Annotated in this window: 12 protein-coding genes and 1 pseudogene; 2 read left to right on the forward strand and 11 right to left on the reverse strand. The window is 34.9% G+C overall.

Translation table 11 applies throughout. The annotated features are described in order from the left end of the window. The first annotated feature begins 181 nt into the window (after positions 1-181). Complete coding sequence (locus F6K13_RS04450; protein WP_287286904.1) at positions 182-379, forward strand: SNF2 helicase-associated domain-containing protein; 198 nt, start codon at positions 182-184, stop codon at positions 377-379. Positions 380-438: 59 nt separating this feature from the next. Here F6K13_RS04450 and F6K13_RS04455 read toward each other — a convergent pair whose 3' ends face one another. From F6K13_RS04455 to F6K13_RS04475, 5 genes are all read right to left on the reverse strand, one after another. After that, a complete protein-coding gene (locus F6K13_RS04455; protein ID WP_287286906.1) occupies positions 439-1,812 on the reverse strand; it encodes a cytochrome P450 in 1,374 nt (457 codons plus the stop codon). Between the two features lie 723 nt (positions 1,813-2,535). Continuing rightward, a complete protein-coding gene (locus tag F6K13_RS04460; RefSeq protein ID WP_124144429.1) occupies positions 2,536-3,480 on the reverse strand; it encodes a putative 2-dehydropantoate 2-reductase in 945 nt (314 codons plus the stop codon). Between the two features lie 787 nt (positions 3,481-4,267). After that, positions 4,268-4,708, reverse strand: a complete 441-nt coding sequence (locus F6K13_RS04465) for a thioesterase family protein (RefSeq protein WP_124144430.1) — start codon at positions 4,706-4,708, stop codon at positions 4,268-4,270. Between the two features lie 853 nt (positions 4,709-5,561). Further along, complete coding sequence (locus F6K13_RS04470; RefSeq protein ID WP_124144431.1) at positions 5,562-6,008, reverse strand: tellurite resistance TerB family protein; 447 nt, start codon at positions 6,006-6,008, stop codon at positions 5,562-5,564. A 114-nt stretch (positions 6,009-6,122) separates the two neighbouring features. Next, positions 6,123-7,430 carry an ATP-binding protein gene (locus F6K13_RS04475; RefSeq protein WP_124144432.1) on the reverse strand — a complete coding sequence of 436 codons (1,308 nt, stop codon included), beginning with the start codon at positions 7,428-7,430 and terminating at the stop codon, positions 6,123-6,125. 469 nt (positions 7,431-7,899) lie between these two features. Between F6K13_RS04475 and F6K13_RS04480 the strand changes: the two genes are divergently transcribed. Then, complete coding sequence (locus F6K13_RS04480) at positions 7,900-8,232, forward strand: TMEM14 family protein (protein ID WP_124144439.1); 333 nt, start codon at positions 7,900-7,902, stop codon at positions 8,230-8,232. A gap of 612 nt (positions 8,233-8,844) precedes the next feature. Here the strand turns inward: F6K13_RS04480 and F6K13_RS04485 are convergent. The 6 genes and pseudogenes from F6K13_RS04485 to F6K13_RS04510 all read right to left on the reverse strand — a co-directional run. Then, positions 8,845-9,522, reverse strand: coding sequence for a hypothetical protein (locus tag F6K13_RS04485; protein WP_240038893.1), 678 nt, complete (start codon positions 9,520-9,522; stop codon positions 8,845-8,847). A gap of 54 nt (positions 9,523-9,576) precedes the next feature. Beyond that, a complete protein-coding gene (locus F6K13_RS04490; protein ID WP_240038894.1) occupies positions 9,577-9,735 on the reverse strand; it encodes a hypothetical protein in 159 nt (52 codons plus the stop codon). Positions 9,736-9,738: 3 nt separating this feature from the next. Next, positions 9,739-9,849: a hypothetical protein gene (locus tag F6K13_RS04495; RefSeq protein ID WP_240038895.1), complete on the reverse strand. Its 111-nt coding sequence runs from the start codon at positions 9,847-9,849 to the stop codon at positions 9,739-9,741. Between the two features lie 72 nt (positions 9,850-9,921). Beyond that, a pseudogene (locus F6K13_RS04500) lies at positions 9,922-10,104 on the reverse strand (hypothetical protein); the annotation flags it as partial. Between the two features lie 206 nt (positions 10,105-10,310). Further along, positions 10,311-10,481 (reverse strand): hypothetical protein, encoded by a 171-nt coding sequence (locus tag F6K13_RS04505; RefSeq protein WP_192901094.1) that lies wholly within the window; start codon positions 10,479-10,481, stop codon positions 10,311-10,313. Between the two features lie 63 nt (positions 10,482-10,544). Then, positions 10,545-11,513 (reverse strand): WD40 repeat domain-containing protein (locus tag F6K13_RS04510; RefSeq protein WP_287286908.1); only part of this gene is annotated, 969 nt, incomplete at its 5' end.

The raw sequence follows: 11,513 nt of genomic DNA on the forward strand, positions 1-11,513 counted from the left end.
TGGATAGTTGGGATAAATGGTAATCCTTTAGCAGGTGTAATGGGGTGGTTTTTTTTAGGAGCGATCGCTTTGTTTATTCAGCGAAAGTGAATTGGTATAACCTAAGAGGTAGTTATATCATGTCTGGATAATAGACATCTCCAGAAAAGAGGGAGTAGGCAGTAGGCAGTAGGGAGGTTGCATGCAACGTCCCTACAGAGAAATAATTGATAATTTCTGTGTGATAATTGATTTTATTTTTGATTTTTACCAGATGTCTAATAGCATTCTGATTCAATATCAAGATGAATTAGCTATTGGAGACCAAGCTATTACTGCTAAGGAATGGAAGCAGTTAGTTAATGCTAAAAGTACTTTGGTGAAGTTTCGGGGGCAGTAATCTTTACAGAACAAGTTTTTTGGGGAATTTTTAATTTATAAAATGACAAGTATAATATTTTAGATAGTTGCAAGGGAAGGAGATTTTTTTTGTGACTGTATACGTTTACCTTTCATCACCATTTTCACTCCACCCCTAGGACCTAAAATTATTCCTCGACGTTGGGGTTTCACAGGTTGATTTTCTGCTAATTCCATCTCTATATTAGATAATAGAGTTGCCAATACTAAACGCATCTCGAAATTTGCTAGTGCCATTCCCAAACAGCGACGACTGCCACCTCCAAAGGGCAAATATTGATAGGTCGAAAACTGCCTCTCTAAAAATCGCTCTGGCTTGAACTTTTTCGGTTCTGGGTACAAATCTTCTCGTTGGTGAGTCAAATAAATAGAACCCGAAATCATTGTACCTGTTTCCAAGTGATAACCCTGCAACTCAACAGGTTGTTTTGTCCGACGAAGAAGTGTCGCAAATGCCACCGGATATATTCGTAGGGTTTCCTGACAAACTGCTGTCAAATAGGGTAAACGGAAAATTGTCATGGGGTCCGCATCTGTTTCCATAGTTTCCAACTCTTCCATTAATTTCTGATATACTTGTGGTTGTTTGTGAATCCAATAAAGTGCCCAAGCAAGAGCATTTGCAGTAGTGTCGTGACCTGCAAATAACAATGTGATCAACTCATCCCGAATTTCTTGGTCTGTCATACCTTGACCTTCTTCATCTCGTGCTAATAACATTAAGGTAAGGATATCAGTACGATTCAGATCTAGTTGAGAGCGACGAGTGGCAATTTCTGTATATAGGAGTTCATTAAGTTGTTGTTGTTGACGTCGATACTTACCCCAAGGACTCCAAGGGCCTAAATCCTTTTGCAACCAGGGAAAAAATAATAAACTAGCTCGGAGTGGAGAGGCTGTAAATTCGATAAAATCTACTAACATTAACCTAATTTGTGATAACCGGGGGCTATCATATAGACCAAAAACAGCTTGGAGTATCACCTGGGTCGTAATTTCTTGCATAAGTTTAAGAGCAATAAATGGTTGACTCACTTTTAAATTGCTAGCTGTTTCTTTCGTGATGTTACAGATTAACTCACCATAGCTCCGCATTCTGTCGCCATGAAAAGGAGGCATTAATAATTTGCGTTCTCGGCGGTGGCGATCGCCTTCTAAGCCAAATATAGAGTACTCCCCAAGCATTGATTGTATAACTTTACTAGCAGGAGTTTCATACTCATTATTATCCTTTGTCAATACCTCCTGCAAAGCTTGCGGACTGCTGACGAAGACAACTTCACCTACAGAAGTCATCATAGTAAAAATATCTCCATACTTCTTGGCATAAGATTCAAGAGTACTGAGTGGAGCGAGAACCAATTGCAGTCTCTGAAAAAGCGGTGGTGTTTTTGGTCCTTTGATTAATTTCATATAGTTACTTGTGAATTTTTGGACTGTTTAATATTAGAAGTTAACAATAGCATTTTATCAGTTTTTTTGTCTCAAATTCAATGCCCTAGTGTTAGACAAATTTTTATGTTGGCGACTGCCGTTTGCGTAGCATTCTGTAGGAAAATAATTAATAATTAATTATTACTTATCTTTGGCCAAGTTCTTTACATTGAAAAAGTTTGATCGACCAAGAGAAGAAAAAATTTTCATTATTAGTCAATCCTCTTCTTTTCAAGTAGAGGTAATTATTAATTATAGCAATTCCCAAGAAGCGTGAGGTACGCGCATTCGTTGGTTCTAGGGAATAGGGAACAGGGAATAGGGAATAGGAGACAAATCAAGATAGGTGTACTTCATTAGGTTGAGAAAAGCTATATTAATTATTAATTGTTGAAAGATACCCTCTAGTAATTATTGCTCTGCTGATTAAATCTCAAAGCATTGATATATAAAGATATTAGCCTTTTTTAGCTGGAAATACCTGGTTTTGATCCCTTCACGCTCATGCATGGAGCGCATTTTGGGGTGACTATGGCAGAAAAATCACTCTTGCTATAATGAACAACCACCTTCTCTATAACTCCCTCGTTCCTCCTGACTCTTAACTACTCCCTACTCCCTACTCCCTACCTCAACAAAAAGACTTTCCATAAGCAAACCCTAATTAGTATTAGAAGCTAGAGAGTTGAAGCGTCATAAAATTCAGATATCTTGTCTATTTCTGGCATCTAAAAATTTTAATTGTTGATACAACATCCCAATTTTATCTAGCTGAATACCTGCTGCACCTGCCATTCGTAAAGGGTTGCCAATAATACTTTCTATTTCTAAAGGTTGTCGTCGCTCATAATCAATTTTCATGCTAGTTAAATAAGGGTTTAACTTGTAAGTATGGTCTAACATATTTTGAATATAACTATTTGGAATTTCGCACTTACAACTTTTTGCACCCTCCAATACTTCTTGCATTATTTCTGTGATTAAGTTTCTAGTATTAGTATCTCCCATCATTTCATCAGTTCGAGCATCTAGAATTACTGACAAGCTGTTATAAGGAATATTCCAAACTAATTTTTTCCATCTTTCTTGGAATAAATCTTCACTCAAATTAACTTGTATTCCAGCACTTTCAAAATCTTGGGAAATTTCACGCATTTTATTAGTAATACCAGCAGGTTGATAATTTGTGGTATATTTTCCGATTCTAATCAAACCATAATCTACATGGCGAATATGACCATAACCTATTTTATTAGAAGCAATATTAGATACTCCTCCAATTACTCTTTCCTCACCAACAATTTTGGCTATTTCAGGTTCTGCACCCAATCCATTTTGTAAGAGTAAGACAACGTTATTTTCTTGGCACAAAGGTGGGAGTAATTCTGGTAATAAATAGTTTTGCGTTGTTTTTAATGCTACGAGAATTACATCACATTTTGGCATTTTATTAGTATTGTTATAGGCGTTAATTTGAGGGAGGGTAAAGTCGCCATTTTTGGATTCTATGATTAAGCCATTTTTGAGAACGTGCTGATAATCACTACGCAGTAAAAAATGAACTTCTAATCCTGCTTTTTGTAGTTTTGCACCGTAAAAACCTCCTAGTGCGCCACTGCCAATAATCGCGTAAGTATTTTTTGACATTTTATTGAACTTAAATTCGACTCTGTTTCTATTTTATTGTAAGCATTTCCTACGGAATGCTGCGCAAACAGCTATTAGCTGTCAGCTCTCAACAACAAGACTCTCTCATATAGGACAGTGTTTAAATTAATATAGACTTTAAGGGCAAGGGAGCTAACTTTTGCAGTAAGACAATTAATAAAGCTTTTATGGTAAACTAAAAGCAATAGCTAATAGTTATGACTGACCGTTGAATGCTTCAATAAAAGTTTTATTTAAACTCTATTATTAAGGGCGAAGTCTTAATTTTTTTTACTTCATATACTTGCATTTTGCTGTATTAAACTCAACTCTATCATTATTTTATCTGTTCAAATTTTTCAACTTTAATTTTGCTACATGAATAGTCTTTCCATTATCCAGTTTAAAATTTTTCCTAAAGCAAATCCTCCTGCCAATGCTAAGAAAATATAATACAGTAGATTCCACTTTAATCAGATACACCCGTCGCTGGCAAGATGCCCGCACTAGAAACATTTAATTGTTAATCTCTGTACTTCTTATGGGAGGAATCTGCTGTAATTTATATTTATAACTCCAGCTTAAGTTTCTAGAATGTTCTAAATAAAGAAAGATAGAAAAAAATAGCAGGCAAAAACAGTACTAAAACTAAAGTTATAGTGTTTATAAAAGTTATAGCAGTCGAAGGAAAGGTTAGGAGAAATAAAAAACTTAAAACTCAGACAAAGGAATATTTTTCCTTCTTCCCTCTTCCTTCTGCTATATACCAATTCCTAAAAATAATGCTCTACTTATATTCATTGTTAATTTTTGAATAACTAGGAAAACTCAATAACCATTTCCTCATTTCATCAGATAATTTTTGCCTACTTCTACTTTGAGGATGAATACAAACGTGCTTCGTAATAGCTCTTGCCCCCCACTTATCCTCTGTTTCTTTTAAAAAGACTTGATAGGAAATTTCAAACTCATCGTCTCTCCAACTTTTAGGAATTAATTCAATAGTTAACTCATCCCCACAAAACATCGGGCGACGAAAATCAACATTAGCATGAATAATTGGAATAGCTATTTCTTGATTACTAAAAAAAACTTTCAGATTAATACCAAATTCTACTAAAGATGCTTCATAAGCTTCATGGCACATTGCTAAAACATTAGCAAAATAAACTACTCCAGCAGCATCGGTATCTTGAAAATGAACTATTCTTGTATAGTAAAAAGACATTTATAGATATAGGTTTAATAATAATACCATTTCTCTATGAATTTGCGCTGAATAAAAGATGATAATTATCAGAATAATAAGGTCAGGGCAAAAATTATTAAGTGCATCGTTACAAAGAAATGATATTAGATTGAATAAAGTTTTAGGTAATAGGTATTAGGTTCAATTGAAGATTAAACTTTAACCAGTTATAGAAACCGTAAAGACAGTCATATTTTCTACACTTATAACCTGACACCTACCAGGAAGGGTAGGGAGGATAAATCATATATTTAGGAATTAGGCATTTTTGAGTTCTAAACACTACATATCTGTAACGTTATAGTTTTTCTCATTATATATAGTCTGTTTACCTAAATTCGGAACTATAACGTTATAGTTTTTCTCGTTATATATAGTTTGTTGACCTAAATACTGATCGCCTGACAACTGCCACTCAAGGAAGGTAGGGACAATAAATCATATATTTAGGACTTAAGTATTTTTGAGTTCTAGAGACTACATATCTGTAACGTTATAGTTTTTGCTCGTGATATATAGTCTGTTGACCTAAATACTGATCGCCTGACAACTGCCACTCAAGGAAGGTAGGGACAATAAATCATATATTTAGGAATTAGGGATTTTTGAGTTCTAGAGACTACATATCTGCAACGTTATAGTTTTTGCTCACCATATACATAATAGTAGTCGAAGCAAAGGGCACGGACATATCAAAAGCTGAAAACTAAGACAATGCAAATTTTTTTGTCCTTCGCTCCTTCCTTCTTCCTTTTCTGAACAATGAACAATCACTACAATAAAATTGAGTATTGTTCATTGAACATTCATCAGGACTAATTTTGTAATTAAATTAACCCTTATTTTTAATCATTATTACATCAATAATCTTAGTCGCTACTGCTTCGGAAATTTCCAAAGCATTATATAACTCATTCAAAAGTTGTTCCTCCTCTTCAGCAAGGTCTCCATCTACTAAAACCAAGTCTGTACTAACAGCAAAAACTGTTTCCCTTAACTCCTTTGGAAGTTTAGCAACTGCAGCATCAAACAAAGGCTTAATTTCTTGATTTTTAATCATATCGAGAAGACGGTCTTGCATTTCTGTTTTACGTTCTTTTGGATAATCACTAAACAGTTGCATACGAGAGAAAATATTATTAATACCTTGAGATTCACTCTTAGTAATAACACCATCAGCAGCAACAGCAATTAAAGCGATCGCTGCAAAAGCTTCTGCCGGTTCTAATTGAATATCAGTAGCTTGTATTGTTGTTGTTCCTTGATCGAAAAGACCCATTTTAGTACCTCATTAATGATTTTTTTACCATCTCTATTTTGGAAAAATATTAGGTGTTATTAAATAAGTTTTAGATTGAATCTACAACCTAAAATTTACCACCTACTACCTTCTTCAATACTTCTCAAAAACTGTTAAATTAGCTTTGAGAAAATCAATAAATTGTCGTGCCGTTCGCCCAGAGCGACCATTATATTTCGTAGCCCATTGTAAAGCTTGATAGTCTAAATCTTCAGGATTTAGATTAATTTTTGCCTGTTTTGCCAGATGTCTAACAATTGTTAAATAAGTATCCTGGTTAGCAGGTTCAAAAGTTAAAGTTAAGCCAAAGCGATCGCTAAAAGAAAGCTTTTCTTGAACTGTATCCCAATTATGAACCTCATCACTATCTTTTGGGCGAGGGCGATCGTTAAAAAATTCTCTAATTAAATGCCTTCTATTTGATGTAGCATAGACTACCACATTTGTTGGTCTAGCAGTTAAATTACCCTCTAAAACAACTTTAAGAGCTTTAAAAGTATCATCATCTTCTTCAAAGGAAAGGTCATCGACAAAGATAATAAATTTTTGTGGAATATCGCGTAATTTTTCTACAATTAATGGTAAATCTTTTAGGTTTGATTTAGCCACTTCGACTAAACGAAGATTGCGTTGACTATACTCATTTAATAAGGCTTTTATTAAAGAGGATTTGCCAGAACCGCGACTACCATAAAGTAATATATTAAGGGCTGAATATCCTGCTAGGAGAAATTCTGTATTTTTGATTAAGGCATCTTTTTGAAATTCATATCCGACCAATTCTTTTAATTCAACTGGGTCAGGGTAAGTAATAGTAAGTAGTTGACCGTTACGCCATTCAAAGGCAATTGATTCAGCAAATAAACCAGTGCCATTATGATGATAATGAGTGGCTAAGGTCTCAATGGCATCTGCCCAATTTTCTAATTTTTTTAACTCGTCGTAGATAGCTTCTTTTTGTTGTGATTGTATTTCCCACGCAATAGGGGGATTCTCTAATTTAGCTATTGTTTTTACCCACTGACTAATTGTTTTACCACTGCACTGATAAAGATTTTGTAAAATTTGTAAATCATGTTTTGCAGCTGCAATTAAATTTGGAGATAGGCTGGTAATATTTATTTTTTGAACTTGTTGACTAAAGGGATTATCATCTTGAATAATCTGAGCAATTAGATATTCTTGCCAGGAAATATTTTGACTAGCAATATTTATAAACCAGTTACCATAAGCTTGAAGGCATTCTATAGCAACTCCATCATTTTTAGACAAAGATTCTAATAATTGGATAAAAGCTTCACCCACTGTTTTTTTTAGAACAGACTGATATAACAATAGAGATGCTATTTGCTGTTGTAAGTTTTGAATTTTGGCTAACACTTGGGAACCTAAACAAGACATAATTAATGATATGATTGCCTTATTAAATAAAGGATCAGCACTTAGCACTCAGCAATTAGTAGGAGCATTTTTTTTAGGTTTATAAGGGGATTTCAACTCCTACTAAACTATCTGAAACAATATTTGTTAGAGATTTTAACCCAAACTCAAAAAACTTTATAATAGCTGATAGCTTACCACTGGATACTTACCTATTTCTTTGGCGTAATGTAAATCTATGTAATTCTATAATAAATTTTACTCTTTGTAGTTATAAACCACTATTTTTTTACATTTACTTAAGATGCAATTTAAGATCGAGAAATATTTCAAAAAATGTTATTGAATAGTTGAAAATTTCATTTTTAATCATAGTTTAATAATTATTGAATCTTGATTAAGCAATATTAAGTTTTGATAAATTGGCTAGCTATTGCCACAAATAAGCTGTATAAGTTAGTTTTAGTTTTAGGAGTTAATAATAATGACTATAAATATCGCCATAATAGCAGCGATCGCCTATGGTATATTAGCCATTGTTGGGGGCATTATTGGATATACGAAAGTAGGCAGCAAAATATCTTTAATATCTGGTAGTATCAGTGGTTTACTACTAATTGTTAGTGGAATTATTCAACTAATGGGCATGAATTGGGGTCTAATATTTTCTACCCTCATTACAACTATTCTAGTAATTACATTCATTATTCGTTTAGCAAAAACTCGTAAAATGATGCCTGCGGGATTAATGATTTTAACTGGAGTTGCTGCTGTAGCAGTTATGGTTTATGAAATTACCATAAACAATTCAGCCACAATTTAAAAAGAAACGTAAGTATTTAGCCGTCAGCTTTCAGCTCCATTAGAACTAATGACTATAGCCTTTAAAGCAGAAGTTACCATTGACAGATTTTATCTAATTAAAAATATGAATTAAAAGTTTCCCTAGTAACTTCTAAAGTCTTAAAAAATGCTTACTTCATTTATTAATCAAGATGAGAGCTGACCACTAATCACTGTTTGTGGAGCATTCAGGCACGGAAATCCTTATACCAATTTCATAAACTTGAGCTACTTAGGTTTGGAGTAGTCAGTAGTCAGTAGTCAGTAGTCAGGAGGTAAGGTGAGTAGCCTTACTTTTTGAATTTGGTATTACAAAGAAACAAAGAATATGGAAGAGATAAAAAAGTAGAAACTTGCTCAATAGACATATAGATATCTCCAGAAAAGAGATAACAGGTAACAGGAAGAAATAATAGAAATCATCAATTATTTCTCCCTACTCCCCTACTCCCCTACTCCCTGCTCCCTACTCCCTACTCCCTAAATTGGGATTAATCAACCCATTAGCCGTACCAAAAAGATTAATTGGACTCTTACCATCAGTAATTAAAACACTCTGAAGACCAAGCCCCTACAACAACCTCGCCTGCATTTATGGGCCAGCTTGAGCGATCGCCCGAATTGTCTCAGCCCCCAAAGCCTCCACTTTTTGCTGAAACTCAGTAGCAGTAATTTCAGCCATTTGCCTTGCCTTCTCAATCTCTAAATTATTCAGTGTCTGCTGATGGGCTAACTCAGTCTCCTGACGCGCCCTCAACTGAGCCATCTCAGCCTCATGGCGAATCCGTGCTGCTTCTACTTCCTGCTGCGCCAAATTCACCGCCAACTGGCCTTGAAAAGGAGATAACATATAAGCTTGAGGTCCATTGACTAATTTTAGTTCCCCACTTTGAACATCCCGTACATATATACCTTCATTTTTGTCTAGGGGAATAGCCTGAAGTTTTTCTAATACTTCTAATTCCACTGGGGGAATATAATCTCTTGGCCCAGTAATCATCCATAAATCTCCTGGTTGCCGAGTAATAACGTTTGCTCCTGTTCCCTCGGTGAAAGTTTCCTCAACTCTGATTAGGAGTGCTTCTTGTTCACCAAGAATATAGACCTTTTTAATTCCTGTTTCTAAATCTTCTCCTGGGTGCAAAAAGAAAGATGTTCTGCCCTGACGCACTTCTTTCATACCCCACTGCGGTTTACCATCTGCATCTATGGGATTAGTTACTATGCACCATTCGCGATCGCTTAAAGTAGTGATTTTGACTTCTCCCACTACTTCTTCATAAACGTCGGGAATATGAATTTCAGCATCTGCAAAAGTAACTAACTATTCATATCCCGCTTTGCGTTGCTGACCAAAAATATCAGTAAAAGTCCGTTTTGCTTTTAGATGTAGTGCTTGACGTTCGGTTAATACATAGGCATCAATAGTATCGACAATTTCTTCATCTACTCCAGGCAAATAAGCACCTTCTTCCCTGACCAACCATTATTCCCCAGTTCTACGTCTGTTACCTTGACGATCTATACAATTTTGTCGTGCCAGCAGTCGTAAGGCTTGGTTAGGTTTAATTATTTTAGCTATAACTGTGACTACCACTTCAACTTCTACCCTGGGAGTGTAAGTTCCTGGCCCCTCAAATAACCATTCATCCCCTGTCGTACGAGTGACAGTTTGAGACTCTCCTGCAACGATAACTGTATCAGTAAAATCTCGTATTGCTTTGAGACGTAGAGTTTGGTTTGTGTCAATTACTTGTAGTTGAGTTACATCTTCTTCGAGTATTTCTCCTGGATATAGTGGGAAAGGGTCTTGAGCAAAGCGAATTTCCAGATCGCCATATTTGAGTCTAATTTAACCATACTCATCGGCCACAAGTTGATCTGAACTATAGCAATGTGCGCTGGCATATTTACACATTATTTTTTGTACACCTTTTCTAAAATGCACTTTGAACTGGGCCTTGTAAATACCTGAGCGCTCATTGCTATATTTCTTAGTACAGGGTTAGCTGCTACACAATAATGGCGAGGTGGAACTACAATTGTCAGTTGTGGTTGTCAGACTAACCTTTCTGCATCTCCAAGGGTAATGGTTTGAGGGCCTATTTCTAGTCTGATAACACCAGTGTTATTGTCAAGAACATGAATATACTGTTGTGGCTTCAGGAGAATTATACCATTGTTCTCTATTGTAATTGGATATTCTGTGGTACTTTTTATTTTACTCATAGTTTAATAGTTTTGTAACTAGAAATCTTAAGTTATTCATTATCCATTATTAATTATCTCTTACTATCGTCGCCAAATTTTAATAGTTCTGTCTTTACTACCACTAGCAATACTATTACCATCAGGACTAAAAGTAACTGTATAAATCTCATCTTTATGCCCGGTCAAAGTACTAACTAATTCTCCTGTTTCTAAATCCCATATCTTAATATTATTATCCTTACTGCCACTAGCAATATATCGACCATCTTCGCTAATATCAACAGATACAACTTCAGCAGTATGACCAAGAATAGTTTTGATTAATTCTCCTGTTTTTAAGCTCCAAATTTTAATAGTATTATCGTAACTCCCACTCACTATTTTTTCCCCATCTGGACTAATATCAACAGACCTAATTACTCCTTCATGTCCAGTCAATGTATTAATTAATTCTCCAGTATATAAATCTTCAATTTTTATAGTTTGATCTGCACTACCACTAACCAATATTCTGACGTCAGGACTAATAGCAATAGAATAAACTACATCTGAGTGATCGGGGAAATTAAAAATTAAGAAACCTGTTTCTAAATCCCAAACTTTAACTGTTTTATCTCCACTAGCACTAGCAATTGTTTGATTATCAGAACTCATAGCAACTGACCAAACAGGTGCCCAATGTTCAAATACTCGAAATAATTCTCCTGTTTCCAAATTCCAGATCATTACTCTCCAATCATAAGTACCTACCACTAATTTAGTACCATTATTATTCAAAGCAACTGACCAAATTGGAGAATCATCTGCAGCTAATGTGTTGATAATTTTTCCTGTAGGAACTTCTAAAATTTTTACCGTTGTGTCTCTACTTCCAGTAACTAAAGTTTTGCCATTAGAACTAAATGCAAGAGTACCTATAGAAGAATTAAACCTAGACAAATCTTCAACTTGATAATTCTGCCAATTTAGACCTTGTTGACAATTTTGTAAAAGAGATTGAGCTTCAGCAAAAATGCTAGATTTTTCACTAATTAAAGTTCCTTGATTGAT

Source organism: Okeania sp. SIO2B9 (assembly GCF_010672505.1).
Taxonomy (GTDB): Bacteria; Cyanobacteriota; Cyanobacteriia; order Cyanobacteriales; family Microcoleaceae; genus Okeania; species Okeania hirsuta.